This window comes from Streptomyces sp. NPDC058401, from assembly GCF_042722885.1.
In the GTDB taxonomy this organism is placed as follows: domain Bacteria; phylum Actinomycetota; class Actinomycetes; order Streptomycetales; family Streptomycetaceae; genus Streptomyces.
In genome coordinates, this window is record NZ_JBHXKA010000002.1 from 65,104 (window position 1) to 82,300 (window position 17,197).

14 protein-coding genes are annotated in these 17,197 nt (G+C 71.5%); 13 read left to right on the forward strand and 1 reads right to left on the reverse strand.

The genetic code is table 11. The annotated features are described in order from the left end of the window. Nucleotides 1-171 precede the first annotated feature (171 nt). From ACFWNV_RS01150 to ACFWNV_RS01175, 6 genes are all read left to right on the forward strand, one after another. Nucleotides 172-2,019: a GspE/PulE family protein gene (locus ACFWNV_RS01150; protein WP_383938538.1), complete on the forward strand. Its 1,848-nt coding sequence runs from the start codon at nt 172-174 to the stop codon at nt 2,017-2,019. Between the two features lie 117 nt (nt 2,020-2,136). After that, nucleotides 2,137-3,348 carry a type II secretion system F family protein gene (locus tag ACFWNV_RS01155; RefSeq protein WP_383938541.1) on the forward strand — a complete coding sequence of 404 codons (1,212 nt, stop codon included), beginning with the start codon at nt 2,137-2,139 and terminating at the stop codon, nt 3,346-3,348. Then, nucleotides 3,345-3,791 carry a prepilin-type N-terminal cleavage/methylation domain-containing protein gene (locus tag ACFWNV_RS01160; protein ID WP_383938544.1) on the forward strand — a complete coding sequence of 149 codons (447 nt, stop codon included), beginning with the start codon at nt 3,345-3,347 and terminating at the stop codon, nt 3,789-3,791. Before ACFWNV_RS01155 ends, ACFWNV_RS01160 begins: the two co-directional genes overlap by 4 nt. Further along, entirely contained in the window at nt 3,788-4,342 is a 555-nt protein-coding gene (locus tag ACFWNV_RS01165; protein WP_383938547.1) for a type II secretion system protein, read from the forward strand. The genes ACFWNV_RS01160 and ACFWNV_RS01165 overlap by 4 nt, the downstream gene beginning before the upstream one ends. Further along, on the forward strand, nt 4,339-8,283 hold the full coding sequence (locus ACFWNV_RS01170; RefSeq protein WP_383938550.1) for a hypothetical protein: 3,945 nt from the start codon (nt 4,339-4,341) through the stop codon (nt 8,281-8,283). Before ACFWNV_RS01165 ends, ACFWNV_RS01170 begins: the two co-directional genes overlap by 4 nt. Next, nucleotides 8,280-9,383, forward strand: coding sequence for a type IV pilus twitching motility protein PilT (locus tag ACFWNV_RS01175; protein WP_383938553.1), 1,104 nt, complete (start codon nt 8,280-8,282; stop codon nt 9,381-9,383). The genes ACFWNV_RS01170 and ACFWNV_RS01175 overlap by 4 nt, the downstream gene beginning before the upstream one ends. Before the next feature lie 350 nt (nt 9,384-9,733). Here the strand turns inward: ACFWNV_RS01175 and ACFWNV_RS01180 are convergent, their stop codons facing one another. After that, nucleotides 9,734-10,384 carry a TetR/AcrR family transcriptional regulator gene (locus ACFWNV_RS01180; protein ID WP_383938556.1) on the reverse strand — a complete coding sequence of 217 codons (651 nt, stop codon included), beginning with the start codon at nt 10,382-10,384 and terminating at the stop codon, nt 9,734-9,736. A 117-nt stretch (nt 10,385-10,501) separates the two neighbouring features. Here ACFWNV_RS01180 and ACFWNV_RS01185 point away from each other — a divergent pair, with 117 nt between their 5' ends. From ACFWNV_RS01185 to ACFWNV_RS01215, 7 genes are all read left to right on the forward strand, one after another. Beyond that, nucleotides 10,502-11,197 carry a hypothetical protein gene (locus ACFWNV_RS01185; RefSeq protein ID WP_383938560.1) on the forward strand — a complete coding sequence of 232 codons (696 nt, stop codon included), beginning with the start codon at nt 10,502-10,504 and terminating at the stop codon, nt 11,195-11,197. A gap of 23 nt (nt 11,198-11,220) precedes the next feature. Next, complete coding sequence (locus tag ACFWNV_RS01190) at nt 11,221-12,234, forward strand: hypothetical protein (protein WP_383938563.1); 1,014 nt, start codon at nt 11,221-11,223, stop codon at nt 12,232-12,234. 198 nt (nt 12,235-12,432) lie between these two features. Then, nucleotides 12,433-13,506, forward strand: a complete 1,074-nt coding sequence (locus ACFWNV_RS01195) for a hypothetical protein (RefSeq protein ID WP_383938566.1) — start codon at nt 12,433-12,435, stop codon at nt 13,504-13,506. Nucleotides 13,507-13,739: 233 nt separating this feature from the next. Beyond that, on the forward strand, nt 13,740-14,408 hold the full coding sequence (locus ACFWNV_RS01200) for a hypothetical protein (RefSeq protein ID WP_383938570.1): 669 nt from the start codon (nt 13,740-13,742) through the stop codon (nt 14,406-14,408). 183 nt (nt 14,409-14,591) lie between these two features. Next, entirely contained in the window at nt 14,592-15,470 is an 879-nt protein-coding gene (locus ACFWNV_RS01205; RefSeq protein WP_383938573.1) for a MetQ/NlpA family ABC transporter substrate-binding protein, read from the forward strand. Then, nucleotides 15,467-16,483, forward strand: a complete 1,017-nt coding sequence (locus ACFWNV_RS01210; protein WP_383938576.1) for a methionine ABC transporter ATP-binding protein — start codon at nt 15,467-15,469, stop codon at nt 16,481-16,483. Before ACFWNV_RS01205 ends, ACFWNV_RS01210 begins: the two co-directional genes overlap by 4 nt. After that, on the forward strand, nt 16,480-17,142 hold the full coding sequence (locus ACFWNV_RS01215) for a methionine ABC transporter permease (protein WP_383938579.1): 663 nt from the start codon (nt 16,480-16,482) through the stop codon (nt 17,140-17,142). Before ACFWNV_RS01210 ends, ACFWNV_RS01215 begins: the two co-directional genes overlap by 4 nt. Nucleotides 17,143-17,197: the final 55 nt, after the last annotated feature.

Consider the following 17,197-nt stretch of genomic DNA (forward strand, 5'->3'; position numbering starts at 1 on the left):
CTACTTATCGAGTACTGGGCTGACAAGGGCCAACTCCATCGAGACCTCCCAGATGACGGTGTACCGGGGTGTTGTAGTCTGCGGCTGATTAGTCAGCAGCTGATGACACCACGCATGGACTCGCGGTTCTTCATCGGCCGCTGTTCTGGATGTGCGAAAGGGGTGGGTTCCTTGGCGAATGGCCGTTTTCTCCGGCGCCGCGCGGCGACGACGAGTCCTGCGGGCGAGGACGGCACCCTGCCCGAGGGAGCCATCGGATCCACGCCGTCTCCGACCACGGCCCCGGCGGACGAACCCGCCCGGGACGTGACGTCCGGAGCGGCACCGTCTTCGTCCGAACGGCAGAAGCAGCCGCGCATCGGGGAACTCCTGGTGCAGCGCGGGCAGCTCGTCCCCGCACAGGTGGACGAGGCACTCCTGCAGCAGTCGGCGTCGGGCAAGCGGCTCGGCGCCCTGCTGGTCGAACTCGGCATGGTCGACGAGCGGTCACTGATCGAGGCCCTGGCCGTTCAACTCGGCGTACCGGTAGCCGACTTGCGCCAGAGCGAACCCGATCCTGAAGCGGCCGCCCGGGTGCCGGAGGCACTGGCCCGCTCGCTGGGCGTCGTCGGCGTACGGCGGTCCGAGGGCACGCTGCTGATCGCGGCGGGCGACCCGGGTGACCCGCGCGTGCTCGACGAGGTCGGCCGGGCCGTCGCGCCGGACCGGGTACAGCTGGCGATCGCGGCCCCCTCGGACATCCGGCGCTCGATCGACAGCGCCTACCGGGCGCTGTCCGGGGCCGGCAGCCTGGTCGAGGCCTTCGAGGCCACCGAGACCGGCCGCAACGCCACTTCCGGCGCCAGGGTGGTCAGCGAGGACGCCCCTGTCGTGCACCTGGTCAACCTCATGCTGACCCAGGGTCTGCGCGACCGGGCCTCCGACATCCACATCGAACCGCACGCCGACCGAGTGCGGGTCCGGTACCGCATCGACGGCGCGCTGCACGACGTGCTGAGCCTGCCGGAGAACATGGGCCCCTCCGTGGTCAGCCGGATCAAGATCATGGCCAACATGAACATCGTCGACCGGCGGCGCCCGCAGGACGGGCAGATCGCCACCGAGATCGACGGCAGATCGGTCGACATCCGGGTGGCGACCACCCCCACCATCTGGGGCGAGAAGGCCGTGCTCCGGCTGCTCGACCGGAACCGCACGCTGTACCGGCTGGGCGAGCTCGGCATGCCCGCGGCGACCTACGAACGGTTCTCCTCCCTGCTGCGCTCCCCGTACGGCATGGTCGCCTGCGCCGGACCGACCGGCAGCGGCAAGACGACCACCCTGTACGCCACGCTCGGCGAGCTGAACCAGAGCGAGCGCAACATCACCACCATCGAAGACCCGGTGGAGTACGTGTTCCCCTCGGTCAACCAGATCCAGATCAACGACCAGGCGGGCATCTCGTTCGCGACCGGGCTCCGCTCGATCCTCCGGCAGGACCCCGACGTGATCCTGATCGGCGAGATCCGGGACGCCGAGACGGCACGGATCGCGGTCGAGTCCGCGCTCACCGGCCACTTCGTCCTCTCGTCCATCCACGCCGGCGACGCCTGCTCCGCGCTGCACCGGTTCGCCGACATGGGCATCGAACCGTTCCTGATCACCTCCACGGTCTCCGGGGTGGTCAGCCAGCGACTGGTGCGGCGGATCTGCGACCAGTGCCGCGAGCCCTACCGGCCGGGCGTGGACGAACTGGCCTTCTTCGCCAAGGCCGGCGGGTCGACCGACGCCGAGTTCTGGCAGGGCCGGGGCTGCAACTTCTGCTCCCGGACCGGCTACCAGGACCGGATCGGCGTCTTCGAACTGCTCGTGATGAGCGACGCGGTCAAGCGGCTGCTCGTCGAGAACGCGTCGATCGACAGCCTGCGCAGGACCGCCCGCGAGGAGCACATGGACAGCCTCCTGGACGGAGGCGTCCGTCTCGTGGAGGAGGGCGTCACCACCATCGCCGAGATCATGTCCAGCGTGTACGTGGTCTAGGCCGTACCCGAACACCGCACTCGAAAACCGCACTCGAAAACCGCCGAACCGACGACCTGCCGACCCGACGACCCGACGACGCTGACCGCTGACACTGGAACCCAGGAGAAAACCGGCATGGCCACCTTCAAGTACGTCGCGGTCGGCCCGGACGGGAAGCGCGCCACCGGTGTGCTCAAGGGCTCCAGCGTCGACGGCGTGACCGAGAGCCTGACCCGGCAGGGCTACGAGGTGCAGTCGGTCAAGGCCGAGGGCCGCAACCTGCTCCAGCTCGAACTCACCGCGGCCAAGGTCGACCTGGTCGAACTGAGCAACTTCTCCCGCCAGATGGCCGCCTTCATCAAGGCCGGCGTGCCCATCCTGGACGCCCTGGAGATCATCCGCGCCGAGACCAAGGACAAGAAGCTGGGCCAGGTGCTCGTCGACGTCATGGACTCGCTGCGGTTCGGCGAAAGCTTCGCCGGCGCGATGGCCACTCACTCGAAGGCGCTCCCGGCGTTCTACGTCTCCGTCCTCCGCTCTGCCGAGGCCACCGGTGAACTCGACGTGGTGATGGCTCAGTTGGGGCGCTACATCGAGCGCGACGTCGAGGCCCGGCGCAGCATCCGCTCCGCCCTGACCTATCCGGGCCTGGTGATGGGTCTGGCCCTCGCGGTCGTCCTCGTCCTCGTCCTGTTCGTACTGCCCCGCTTCAAGGTGTTCTTCGAGTCCTTCAACGCGGAACTGCCGCTACCGACAAGGATCCTGCTGGGCTTCACCGACTTCGTCACGGCGTGGTACCCGGTCATCGCCGGCGTGCTCCTCGTGCTCGTCATTGCGGTGATCGCCGGATTGCGGACCGAGCGCGGACGGCTCCTGCGCGACCGTTTCCTGCTGGCGATGCCGGTGGTCGGCGACGTGGTCCGCTACATGGTCATCGAACGGTTCTGCCGCATCCTGACCTCGATGATCAAGGCCGGCGTCCCCATCCCGGAGGCGCTCAACCTGGCCAGCTCGGGCGCCAACAACCGGGTGTACGAACGGTCCATCGCGACGGCCCGGACGGAGATGCTCGAAGGTGGCGGCATGTCCCGGCCGATCGCCCGGACCAAGCTGTTTCCCGGCGCGGTCACCCAGATGATGCGCGTGGGGGAAGAGACCGGAACCCTCGACGACCAGCTCGAAAACGTGTCGGAGTTCTACGAGAAGGAACTGCAGCACAAACTCAAGCGGCTGACCAGCCTGTTCGAGCCTGCCATGGTCATCATGGTCGGGGTCGTCGTGGGGTTCGTGGCCGTCGCCCTCCTCTCGGCGATCTACGGCGTCTTCAACCAGGTCAACGTCCAGTGACCGGCCCCGCACACCGCCCGCGGCGCCACCCGTGGCGCCACCGCGGCGAAGAGGGCGAGACCCTGATCGAGGTGCTCGTCGCCGTCGTGCTCATAGGCGTTGCCTTCGTGGCCATCCTCGGGGGCATGGGCACCGCGATGATCAGCTCGGTCACTCAGCAGAAGGTGACCAGCGCCGACTCGGTCGTCCGCAGCGCCGCCGAGAAGGTCGTCGGCGCCCCGTACGTGTCCTGCGCCGGCGGCTACGAGACTCCGGCGCCACCGGCCGGGTACACCGTGACCGTCGAGGTCGAGTACTGGGACGGGGTGGGTGCGTTCGGCCGGGCCTGCCCGACGGCCGACACCGGAGTGCAGAAGATCACGCTCACCGTGCACTCGACCGGTCCGCGCCCCGTCAGGGACGTGACCCTCGAAGTGGTCAAGCGGGAGGCGATGCTGTCATGACGACACAACAGCCAACCGGGCGCCCGGAGTTGAGGTCAGAGTCGAGCTCGGAGTCGGAGGCGGGGTTCACCCTGACCGAGTTGCTGGTCACCATCGTCATCCTGGGGATCATCGGGGCACTGCTGCCCCAGGCGATCATCCTCGGACTGCGGTTCATGGTCGGCACCGAGAAGCGGGTGGCCGCCACCAGCGCGGCGGGAACCCTCAACCGCTACTTCTACGGCGACGTGCGGAGCGCCGACAGCGTCACCACCGAACCCGCATGCGGGGTTGCCGAGGTGATCGTCCACCTGGGCCGGCCCGGCACCGACATCGTCTACGCCTACGACAAGCCGACGGGCTCCCTCACCCGGGTGAAGTGCACCGACGGAGGCGTCGTCACCACGGTGCTGGGCCGCTTCGACGCCACCTCATCGCCCGATCCGGTGACTCTGACCTGCGGTGCCGAGACCTCGTGCACCTCGCCCATGGAGGTAACGCTGACCGTGCAGAGCGCCCCCGCCGCACCCGCGACGGCCCTCACCGCAGTCCGACGATCGAGCGCGTCATGACGGGCCGCCTGAATCGGCGCCGCCCGGATCCACGCCGTCCGGAACCGCACCGCCTGAATCCGCGCCGTCTGACTCCGCGCCCCCTGCGCGGCAACGGCCGTCTGCGCCGAGACGAACAGGGCGCGACGCTGATCCTGGCGCTGGCCTTCATCGTCGTCTTCAGCCTTGTCGCCGTGTCGGTCCTGTCCTTCGCCGGCACCGGGCTGAGGGCCGCGAACGCGTACGCCGACCAGGGCAAGCGGGACTACAGCGCGGACGGTGCCACGCAGCTCGCAATCAAGAACTTCTCGCAGGGCAACCCCTGCGCCGACTACACCGCCCCGCCGATCAACGGGCGGCAGATGATCGTCCATTGCGACCCCCTCAACGCGTCTCCCGCGGCCACGCGCGCGACCCAGCCACAGGACGCCCTGCTCAGCCTGGGCCAGGCGGCGGCGGACGGCATCAGCGTGACCACGCGCGGCCTGCGCGTGCAGGGCAGCGTGTTCTCCCGCTCGAACATCACCACCGGCTCCGGCGGCTCTATGGTGGTGTCGGGCGACGTGTCCGCCGTCGGCAACTGCTCCGGTGCCGTGTCGCAGACCCAACTGTCCTCGAACCAGGCTCCGTACGTGCGCGCCTGCGCCAACAACACCCCGCCGGCACCCGCCGACGCGGTCGTGGGCGCCGACCCGGACTACACCCCGCCCGCGACGGCCGTCCCGGTCCGGCGGGCGGTGCCCGCGTGCCCCGCCGCCGGTGCCTGGCTGGTGCGCCTGCAGCCCGGGTACTACGACGACGCCCGCGCCCTCACCCGCCTCACCGGGGGTGAGTGCCCCGGCGTCGTCGTGTGGCTCCAGCCGGGTGTCTACTACTTCGACTTCACCTTCACCGGCGCCGCCGCCAACGCCGCCACCGCGGTCTGGACGGTCGACGATCCCACGGTCAGCGTGGTCGGCGGCACCCAGGCGGGCTGGGACCCCGGAGCCGCTGCCCGCCCGAAGATCCCCAGCCCGGACGGTTGCGACAAGACGCGGCCCGAAGGCGTAGAGGTCATGATGGGCGGCGGCAGCCGGTTCCAGGTGGACCGTGGACACGTCGAACTGTGCGCCCCGGTGACCCCGGACGCGCAGCACGTGGCGGTGTACGGGGTCCAGCCGCCGAAGCCCTCGCACACCCTGAGGCCGACCGCGGTGGTCACGAACTCCGGCTTCGCCAACCCGGGCCATGCCCTGACCGGTGGCGAACGGCCGACCCTGCCCGGATGTGCGCAGCCGACGGGAACCGCGGGCTGCACGGCCGACGCGGTCCTCGACCCGGCGAAACGCCGGTCGGCCTCGGTGCAGCTCGCCGGCTTCACCCCGCGGGTGGCGCCCGGCTCGGTCGTCACCGGCGCGACGCTGCACGTCCAGCACGCGGACGACGGCGACCTGAAGGCCCCCGGCGCGGTGAAGGTCACCACGGCCGTCGGAGCGGACACCTGCCGCACCGACGAGCTGCCCCGGCACGCGGCGCTCGCCTCGGATCCCCCGATCGACCTGCTGGGCGCGTGCGGGCTCACCGACCCGGCTCGGTTCGGCGGACTGTCAGTGACCTACACCGCCGGCCTGGACACCGGCGGCGCCACTGCTACGGAGCGCCTGGACGGCATCTGGCTGGAGGTCTCGTACCGCACGCCGACCACGTTCAAGCCGACCGCCGTGAGTGCATCGACCGGGTTCACCGCTCCCGGTACCGGTCCCGACAACGCCCTGGAGATCGGCGAACAGCCGGCCCCGCTGGTGGCCGGCGCCGGTCTGACCGCGGCGGCCCGGTCCGCGTCGATCACCCTGGACGGATTCGGCCGGCCGCCCGTGCCGCAGGGCTCGACGATCGTGTCCGCCGTGCTGCGCGTGGCCCACCAGGAGACCGGTGACGCGGCGACGCCCAGGATCAACGTCTCCCCCGCGGGCGGCGGAGGCGGGTGCACCAACCTGCCGCTCACCGCGCGGGCCACCCCGGGCGACGACCGTGTCGACCTGAAGGCGTGCGGGGTCACGGACCCCGCACAGCTGACCGGCCTGACCGCCACCTACGCCGCCGGGCTGAAGGTGGACGGCGCCGCGGGCGCCCTTGCCCTGGACGGCATGTGGCTCGAGGTCGTCTACGACCTGCCGCCGCCCCGTCCGGCGACGAGCGCGGAGTCCACGACGTTCGTCCGCGCGGCCGACGCCAAGGCGATCGACGGCTCCGCCACGGCCCGCGCCACGCTCGGCCCGGTCACCACGCCGACGGCCGCCATCGTCCTCGGCGGCTACGAAGCCCCTGCGGCGGCGCCCGGTTCGGTCCTGGACGGGGCTCGGCTGCACATCGCGCACCGCGAGGATCCCGGGACGGCCGGAGGACCGCCGCCGGCGGTCTCGGTCACCCTGACCGGGCCCGGCTTGCCCCGCCCCTGCACCCCGGAGAAGCTCGCGACGCACCAGGACTCCCTGGCCACCGACACCGTGGACCTGGTCGCCGCCTGCGGGCTCACCGACCCCGCCCAGCTGACCGGCCTGGTCGTGACCTACACCGCCGCCCTCGGCGCCGGCAGCACCGGCGCCACCGCTCAGCTCGACGGAGTCGCCCTGGAGCTGGTCCACCGGTCCCCGCTCCCCGTGCGGCCCACCACGGCCATCAGCACCGCGGCGCCCGCCTCCGCGGCGTTCCTCGCCCCGGCGAACGCGCAGGCGATCGACGGCGCCACCGCGAACGCGACCCTGGCCGCGGCCACCCCGTCCGCGTCGATCCGGCTCGGCGCGTTCGCGACGCCGGCCCTGCCGGCAGGGTCGGTGATCGACAAGGTCGTGCTGCGCGTGGCGCACCAGGACGACGACACCACCCCGGAACCGCCTGCGCCGACGACACCGCCCTCGCCGGCGGCGGCGCCGCCCACGGCCTCGCTGGCCGTCTCCGGCACCGGCACCGCCTGCGACGCGAACCACCCCCTGGCCAGCCATGCAGGGGCACTCGGTGTCGACGTGGTCGACCTCGGCGCCTGCGGGGTCACCAGGGAAGACCAGGTGGCCAAGCTCCTCGTCGACTATGCGGTGAAGTCGGGCGCGGGAAGTACCGGCGCCGCCGACCGGCTCGACGGCGTCGAGCTCGGCATCGTGTTCCGGGCCCCGTCCATCAGGGCGCTGTCCGGGTGCCTCACCGAGGGCAGCGGTTGCGCGGTGCTGAAGTCGACCGACGGCGCCGACAGGGCGGGCGATCACAGCCGCCTCCTGATCAACGGCACCGTCTACGCGCCTACCGCGGCCGTCGACCTGTCCATGAGCCAGGTCGGCTCGCAGGTCGTCACCCGCGGCATCATCGCCCGGACGATCGCCCTCGGCATCAGCCCGGCCGCCGGATACCTCCGCCCCGTGATCGGCATCCCACCGGAGCCGGTGCTGTTCACGGCCTACCCGGCCGTGAGCGCGAGACCGGCGTCGGTCACCGCGCTCACCGGGTTCACTCCCCCGGCGCCCGGCGCGCCCGTCGACGTCACGGACGCCACCGTCCCCGGCGGCGGCAGGGCCTCCGTCACGTTCGGCGGCTACGCCCCGCCGGCACCGGCACCGGCCGCGACCGGACCGCTGGACCACGTAGTCCTGCAGGTGGCGCACCACGACGACGGCGACGTGGAGTCGGTGAAGGTATCGGTGGACTTCCCCGGCAGTACCTGCACCGGCGCCGAGCACGCCCTGGACGTGCCGGTCCGGCCCGGGTCGAGCGGCCCGGTGACCGACCGCATCGACCTGGCGGCGTGCGGCCTGACCCAGGCCTCCCAGCTGGCCGGGCTGACCGTGACCTACGCCGTCAGCGCCGGGAGCGGCGGCGCGACCGAGCGCCTGACCGGCACCCGGATCGACCTGCTGGCCAACCCCCTCGTCCGGGCCTCCGTGGCCTTCGACGGCCACGCGGGCACCGTCAAGCAGTGGACGGTCCTGCCATGAGCACAGACACCACCTTGGAGACCAGCATGTCCGGGCCGAGTTCCGCAGTCATCGACCACCTGCTCGGTGAGCTCTGGGAGCGGGGCGGCAGCGACCTGCTGCTCACCGCCGGGTCGGCGCCGTTCCTCCGCGTCGACGGCGCCCTGCGACCGGTCGAGGGGGCCGCGCTGACCGAGCCGGAGGCCGATCACCTGGTGACCGGGGTGCTGGGCAAGGAGCTCACCGAACGCTTCCGCCAGGAGAAGCAGGTCGACTTCGCGTTCAGCTGGGGGGAGAAGGCCCGGTTGCGCGGGAACGCCTTCGTGCAGCGCGGCGCGTCGGCGCTGGCCCTGCGGATCATCCCGTACGACGTGCCCTCGTACGAGCAGCTCGGGCTCCCCCCGGTCGTCGTCGGGTGGGCGGGCCTGCCGCGCGGGTTCGTGCTGGTCACCGGGCCGACCGGCTCGGGGAAGTCGACGAGCCTGGCGGCGCTCCTCGACCACGTCAACACGCACCGGTCGGTGCACATCCTCACCATCGAGGACCCGATCGAGTACCTGCACCGGCACAAGCGCTCGGCGGTCAGCCAGCGCGAGGTCGGCACCGACACCGACTCGTTCCCCGCCGCGCTGCGCTCGGCGCTGCGCGAGGATCCCGACGTCCTGCTCCTCGGCGAGATGCGCGACCCGGAGAGCATCTCCGCGGCCCTGACCATCGCCGAGACCGGGCACCTGGTGTTCGCCACCCTGCACACCAACGACACCTCGCAGACGATGGACCGCATCGTCGACGCGTTCCCGTCCGAGCAACAGCCTCAGATCCGGCTGCAGTTGGCGCAGACCCTGGTCGGCATCCTCAACCAGACGCTCATCCCCCGGACCGGCGGGGGCCGGGTGCCCGCCTTCGAGGTGCTGGTGGGCACGTCGGCGATCCGCAACCTGATCCGCGAGGGCAAGACCCGCCAGATCCGCAACATGATCGCGACGGGCCACCGCGACGGCATGCAGACCCTGGAGACCGGCATCAACGCCCTCGTCGCGGCGGGCACCATCAGCTACGAGGACGCCGTACGCTCCACGGCCTACCCGGAGGACATCCGCCGCCCCAACGCCCCGGCCTGATCACCTGCCGTTCCATGGCCGTACGTACGGTCATCAGGAAGCGCGTTTTCGCAGCGGCCGGCCCGATTCGGTTCGGCGCCACGCTCCTCCCCTCGTCCGGATCTGCTCATGTCCCACCCGGGGCCTTAGGTCGTCTCTTTCGGATCTTGTCGGCCGAGCACGCGGCGTCTGGTGCCGTGCCTGGCCGTGCTGTCGGGGCGTTCGCGTACTGGGCGTACGTGGTCGCCTCGGCAGTGCGGCCAGGTGCGGTGCCAGGCGTCGCGGGCCCGGCAAGATCCGAAAGAGACGGCCTAGCCGGGACGGGTACGGGGTGGTGCGCCCCTGGAGCTCCGACCGGCGGCGCGCTCGGGTCAGGTGTCGGCGCTGCGGCGCCGGTCCGGGGTGAGGAGGTAGGCGATCGCCATGTCGCCGAGCTCTTCGGCGTACCGGTGTCTGGCCGCTTCGCCGGTGGCGGCATCGGGGCGTACGGAGTTGTGGAAGCAGGCGCCGAGGATGGCGCGGGCCGCGGTGTCGAGTGCCTGTTGTGGGTCGGAGCGGCGGATCTGGCCGGTGTAGGGGCTTGCCGCGTCGAGCAGGAGGCGGTGGAGTTCGGTGATGGTGCGGGCCCCGCGGTCCAGCGACCTGGTCCCGCGCGTGCGCAGCAGTTCGGGGAAGAGGCTGCTGCTGTCGGCGAAGGACTGCAGCAGGGCGTGCACGTACGCGTCCATGACGCCCGGGAGCGAGGGCGGGGCCGCGCGCAGCCGCTCGGCGACGTACTCCTCGCGGCGTTCCAGCATCCGCTCGGTCAGGGCGCCGATCAGCTGGTCCTTGTCCTCGAAGCGGCGGTAGATCGTCCCGACGGCGACGCCGGCGCGCTGGGCGACGCCTGCGATCGTCATCTCCTCCAGGCCGGAGGTGGAGGCGATCTCCTCGGCCGCCCTCAGGACGCGGGCCAGGGTCGCGGCACTGCGGGCCTGCTGGGGTTCCCGGTAGGCCGCCGGCCGTTCCGACTGCTCGCTCATGTCCCGCATGGTATCCGCACCGCTCTCAACAGGGCTTTTTGACAACCGGTGCACTCCTCGGCGTATCCTCGCAATGTGAACGTGAATTCACATTCACATCCTATCGGAGGTGCGACCATGACCGACATCCAGACTCCCCAGCCCGTGACCGTGGCCCTTGAGGCCGGCCCCGCCGGCGCCGGGAGCATCGACGACTTCGAGCTCTTCTACGCCCGCCGCGCAGTGGACCGCTTCCGGACGCTGCTGGGCCGCCAGGGGCTCCTCGACCTCCTGGCCGCGGACATCGAGGAGGGCAACGCCTTCCTGCGCGAGAGCGCCCGCACCTCCGGCGGCGCCTTCAAGGGGGGCACCACCGTGCTCGCGACGAAGGGCCTGACCTCGGGCGCCTTCCTGGCCTGGATGGACAAGGCGTTCGCCGGTGACGAGCGCGTGCTCCTCGCGGCGCACCCCGAGCACTACGTGATGGGCACCGACGAGATCGGCGCGCGCGTGGTGGAGAACATCGGCCCGCACGTGGCCGACTTCTACATGGGCGGCTGGGGCACCGACGCGCTGGACTGGGCCAAGGACGCGGCCGAGCTCCTCCCGGAGTCGGACTTCCCGCGCAAGATGTCCTCGAACCTCTTCCTGGCCGACGGCACCGTCGTCGGGCGGGCGCTGATCCAGTTCGGCGACACCGCCGACGGCTTCACCTCGAACCTGACGGTCTACTTCCCCGTCACGTGCCCGGACGAGGTCCTGGAGCACCACCTGCGGCACTACGCCGTCGAGTTCCGGAACTGGATCGTCGCCGCCGCGGCCGCCCAGGCCTGAGCCCCGGACGGGAAAGACCCACGATGCCGAACCGCACCCCTTCCGCCACGGGACGCAAGCTGACCCTGGTCGTCCTCGGCCTGGCAGCCCTGATCACCACCATGCTGTGCGCCTTCGCGCTGCCCTCGCTCCACAGCGGCCCGCACCGCGTCCCCATCGGCGTCACCGGCTCGGACGGGGTCCCGGAGGCCCTCCGGCAGAGCGCCGACGGCGAAGCCTGGGACGTCCGCCGCTACCCGAGTCCGGCCGCCCTTCGCGAAGCGGTGGAGGACCGGGACATAGCCGGCGGCCTCGCCGTCACCGCCCACCGCATCGACGTCTACACGGCCACCGCGGGCGGCCCCTCGGCCACCAGCGCCCTCACCGCACTGGGCGACGGCGTTGCCGCCCAGCAGGGCACCCGGGCCACCGTCCACGACCTCGCGCCCTTCACCGAGGACGACCCCCGCGGCGCCGGAATGACCGCCGCGCTCCTGCCCATGATCTTCGGCGGGATCTTTCCCGCCCTCATCCTCGGCAGCGTCTTCCCCGGACACCGCGGACTGCGCACCCGCATCGCGGGAGCCCTGCTGTTCTCCCTGGTGGCGGGCGCCGCCATCGCCGCCGTCCTCCAGTTCGCCACCCACTCCGTCGACGGGAACTACTGGCTCACCGCCCTCGGCCTCGCCCTAGGCACCGCCGCCCTGTCCACCACCCTCCTGGGCCTTCAGGCCCTCCTCGGCATGGCCGGATTCGCCCTCGGCGGCGCACTGATGATGCTCCTGGGCAACCCGCTCTCGGGCCTTGCCACCGGACCCCACTGGCTCCCCACCGGCTGGGCCGCCCTCGGCCAGCTCCTCCCCCCGGGCGCCTCCGGCAGCCTCCTGCGCGCCAACGCCTTCTTCGACGGCTCCGGCGCGGGGCTCCCGGCCCTCACCCTGGCGGTCTGGACCGGCAGCGGCATCGCCCTCGCGCTGCTCGCCGACCGGCGCGGCAGGCGCCCCGCGACCGCCCGCTCCGAGGCAGCCGTCGCCCGTCCGGTGGGCATCGGCGGGTAGACCGGCCCGGCCTCGTCGCACACCGAGTCCCTCGGCCGCGTTTCTGCGCCTCGCGGTCGGGGGAGGGCTCGGGCGTCGTGCCGTTCCCGTCGCCCGGGGGATCAACGGGGTGGACGGGGGCGTCCGGCGCCGTGTCAGTCCGAGAAGACAGGGGAGATCTTCTTGTTACCCGTGGTTGTTTCCGCGATGTTGTCCGTGATGGTGGCGCCTTCCGCGCCCTCCGGCGTCTCCGTCTCGATGTACGAACTGCCGCTCCTGGCAGGCCATTCCAGTAGTTCGGCCCAGGCGATGAACGACGCCGGGGACGTCGTGGGGCTCTCGCTCGACGAGAACCAGGACGGTTACCTCGTGCGGTGGGGCGCCGACGGCTCCCTCACCCCTCTGCAGGCCGTCTCCGGAGGTTCGGGCGGGCAGGCGGTGAAGGTGGTCGAGGACGGCACCGTGGCCGGCTTCACCGCCACGCCGGACGGCGTACGGCACGCAGCCCGGTGGAACGCGTCGGGCGCCCTCACCCGGCTGGAGGAACCACCGGGCTACGTCGACGGCGAAGCCCAGGACATCAACGACTCCCACGTAGCCGTCGGGCGGCTGTCGACGGCCGTTCGTGCGCGCCCGGTGCGCTGGGGCCCGGACGGCCGGGCGACCCTGCTGCGCCTGCCCCCGAAGGCGGAAGGGGGCGTGGCCACCGGGATCAACGAACGGGGTGAGATCGCCGGCCACGTGTTCGTGCCGGGCGAGAAGACCCGGGCCGTACGGTGGGACACCGCGGGCCGTGTCCACGATCTCGGCTCGCTCGGGGGCTCGTACAGCGAGCCGGTCGCGATCAACGACCGCGGCACGGTGATCGGTCTGGCGACCGACGGGGCCGAGGAGTGGAAGGCCGTCCGTGCCCCGCGCGGGAAGAAGTTCAAGGCACTGCCGTCGCAGGGGATCGGCGCGCGTTCGGTGAGCGTCAACAATGCCGACGTCGTCGTCGGGAACGTCAAGGACCACGCCGTGCGGTGGGACGGGAACCGCGCCACCGAACTCGCGGTGCTGCCCGGCACGGGCCGGGTCTTCGTCAACGGGATCAACGACGCGGGCACCGGCGTCGGCACCTCGGACGAGCGTGCCGTGACATGGGACCCGCTGGGGCGGGTCACCGCCCTTCCCCTTCCCGCCGGCATCGACACGACCCAGCCGCTCGCGATCAACGCGGCCGGGAGCGTCGCGGGCGACGTGGGCAGTTCGCGGAGCTGGCCGGTCCGCTGGCGCGCCGTCGTCTGGCGGTAGCCGCGACGGGACCGGCTCGGGCCCTTCCCGGGCCCGAGCCGGTCCCGGCCCGGGCCTGCGGGCATTTCTTGACGATCACGTGAACGTTCGCGATCTTCCTGACGCCTGCGGGGCCGATCGGGTTCTCCTTGCCCGGGGTGGCGTGGACATCCGTCCGCCACCGGTCCGTCACCGGTAGACCACCGGTGAGGTTCCGGTACACCACCACCGTTTTCCGGAAAGGGAGTTGGAACATGAGGCAGCGGTACGCACGGGTCCTGGTCGCGATCGGGGTCCTCGCGCTGGGATCCGCCGGCACGGGGACCGCACACGCGAGCCCGGCCCCGCCCCGGGGCTGCCCGTCGACGGCGGAGATCTTCGCCACCAACAACACGGCGGTCATCACGGACCCGGCGGATCCCCGGCTGCAGACCCGGCTGGACCGCTTCGACCGCGAGGTCCGCGGCATCATCCGGTCGCACGGCGCGAAGCCCGGCTCCTCGACCCTGCTGGACGGGGTCTTCTGGTCCGACGAGCTGAAGCAGACCACGTACGAGCGCTCGCGCGAGTTCGACGTCAACCGGGTCGGCCCCGAGGGGCTGCGCCACATCGCCGACGTCATCCGCAAGGAGTACCACCAGGAGTCGGTGCTGACGTTCCGCTGCCTGCCCCGGAACGCGCCGGACACCGACGCCGTGGAGATCCAGGCCCCGGGGGTGAGCGCGACCCGCCTGCACGACGCCCTCGTCGCCGACCCCGAGGCCCGCGAGCGGCTCGGCGGGGGCTCCGTCACCGTCGGCGGGCGGCTGATCCTCATCGCCCCGCTGGCGGACCTCCCCCTCGCCCGGAAGCTCGCGGCCGATCTCGGGGTCGACTGGAACACCGCGGAAGTGCGCTACGGGGACGAGGAGTTCGTGGGCTGACCGTGCCCGCGGGATGCGGCGCCGCGCGCTCGGCGGCATGCGTTCGTGGTGCCGCATCCACCCCGACCCATTCATTCATTGCAGATTCATGAATTGAACCTCGCATTCGAAGGTCACGAGGCAAGTTCGATCTACGATCCAGCTATCCCTTCGTTTGGCTTTTCTCTGCACATGGATCACACAATGATTTCTGCACTGCCGCGTCGACGTACCCTGTTCGCCGCATCCAGCGCCGCCGTCCTCACGCTCCTCCTGTCCGGCTGCGGCGCCGGAGGCCCGGACGACCACCGCATCCGGGTCGGCGTCTCCGGCGACTCCCCCGAGTGGGACGTCCTCGCCAAGGAGGCGAAGAAGGAGGGCCTCACCGTGGAGACGGTGGTGTTCGACGACTACTCGCTGCCCAACAAGGCCCTCAGCGCGGGTGACATCGAGCTCAACGCCTTCCAGCACCTGGTCTTCCTCGCCCAGTCGAACACCGAGAACAAGGCCGACATCGCCCCCATCGCCGCGACCACGGTGGTCCCCCTCGGGCTCTACTCCAGCAAGCACAAGCAGCTCGCGGACCTCCCCGACCGGGCCGAGATAGCCCTGCCCAACGACCCCGCCAACCAGGGGCGCGGGCTGCGCGTACTGGAACAGGCCAAGCTCATCGAACTGCGCGAGGACGCCGGGCTCTTCGCCACTCCCGACGACATCACCGCCAACCCCAAGCACGTCAAGCTCACCGCGGTCAACGCCCAGCAGACCCCCCGGACCCTCAAGGACACGGACGCCGCGATCATCAACGACGGCGTCGCCGAGCTCGCCGGCATCAAGGCCGACACCGCGCTCTTCAAGGACGACCCCGCCGGACCGCAGTCCGTCCCGTACCTCAACGTCATCGCCGCCCGCGCGGACCAGAAGGACAACGCGGACTACCAGAAGATCGTCAAGCTCTACGCGTCCGAGGTGGTGCAGGACGAGGTCCGCCGCACCAGCAACGGCACCGCCCACCACGTCGAGCTGCCCGCCGCCGAGCTGCAGGCCGAGGTGGCCCGCATCCAGAAGCAGCTGAAGCGATGACCGCCGCCGTGGAACTGCGCGACGTCGCGAAGGAGTTCCCGGGTGGAGCGCGCGCCGTCGACGGAGTCAGCCTCGGCGTCGAGGAGGGCAGCGTCTTCGGCGTCGTCGGGCACAGCGGTGCGGGCAAGTCCACCCTGCTGCGCCTGGTCAACGGCCTGGAGGAGCCGACCTCGGGCAGCGTGCTGCTGAACGGCCAGGACCTCTCCTCCCTTGGCGAGCGCCGGCTGCGACCCATCAGGCGCGACATCGGCATGATCTTCCAGCAGTTCAACCTCTTCCGCTCGCGCACCGTCCTCGGCAACGTGCTCTACCCGCTGCGCCTCGCCGGGATGGACCGCTCCTCGGCCCGGGCCCGGGCCGAGGAGACGCTGGAGTTCGTCGGTCTCGCCGGCCACGGCAAGCGCTACCCCGAGCAGCTCTCGGGCGGCCAGCGCCAGCGCGTCGGCATCGCCCGCGCGCTCGCCACCCGCCCCAAGGTCCTGCTCTGCGACGAGGCGACCTCCGCCCTCGATCCGCAGACCACCGGCGAGGTACTGGCCCTGCTGCGCCGGGTCAACCGCGAGCTGGGCGTCACGATCCTCCTCATCACCCACGAGATGGAGGTCGTACGGACCCTGTGCGACCGCGTCGCGGTCATGGAGGACGGCAAGGTGGTCGAGAGCGGCGAGGTGTACGAGGTCTTCGCGCGGCCCCGCCACGCGACCACCGCCGCCTTCGTGCGCTCCGCACAGCACGCCGAGCCGGACGCCGGACTCCTGGAACGGCTGCGTGCCCGCCACCCCGGCCGCCTGGTCACGCTGCCCGTCGTCGACGCCAGCCCCGCCCTGGACGGCCTCTCGGAGCTGCTGCGCGTCCACGGCGTCGACTTCACCTTCGTGCACGGAGGCGTCGCCGAGGTGCGCGGACGCCCCCTGGGCAGTGTGACGCTGGAACTGCGCGGCGAGGCCGCCGCGGTCGGGGCCGTCGTCGCCGGGCTGCGCGTCCCCGACCGTGCGGAAGCGGGTGTCCGGTGAAGGCGGACTGGAGCACGTTCTGGCCCAAGGTCCTCGACGCCACCGGCGAGACCGTCTACATGGTGCTGATCACCCTGGCCCTGTCGACCGTCAGCGGACTGGCGGTGGGGCTCACCCTCTACGCCACGCGCAAGGGCGGCGTGCTGCCGAACCGGATCGTCCACACGGTCCTGGGCCTGTTCATCAACATCATCCGGCCCGTGCCCTTCATCATCGCGATCGTCGCGCTCGCCCCGGTCACGCGCGGGGTGGTCGGCACGATGATCGGCACGAACGCCGCGATCTTCCCGATGACGGTCGTCGCGACGTTCGGGGTCGCCCGCATCGTGGAGTCCAACCTGCTCTCCGTCGAACCCGGCGTGATCGAGGCGGCCCGCTCCATGGGCGCGAGCCCGCTGCGGATCCTGCTCACGGTCCTCGTCCCGGAGGCGCTCGGCCCCCTGGTCCTCGGCATGACCTTCATGCTCGTCGCGCTGATCGACTTCTCGGCGGTGGCGGGGACGGTCGGCGGCGGAGGCGTCGGCAACCTGGCGATGACCTACGGCTACCTGCGCTTCGACACCTCGGTGATGGTGGTGACGGTGCTCGTGCTGATCGCCCTCGTGCAGTCGGCGCAGCTCCTCGGCAACGTGCTGTCCCGCAAGGTGCTCCGCCGCTGACGCCGCGCACCGCGGCGGGCCGCCGTCCTCCTCGGGGGAGGGGCCGGCGGCCCGT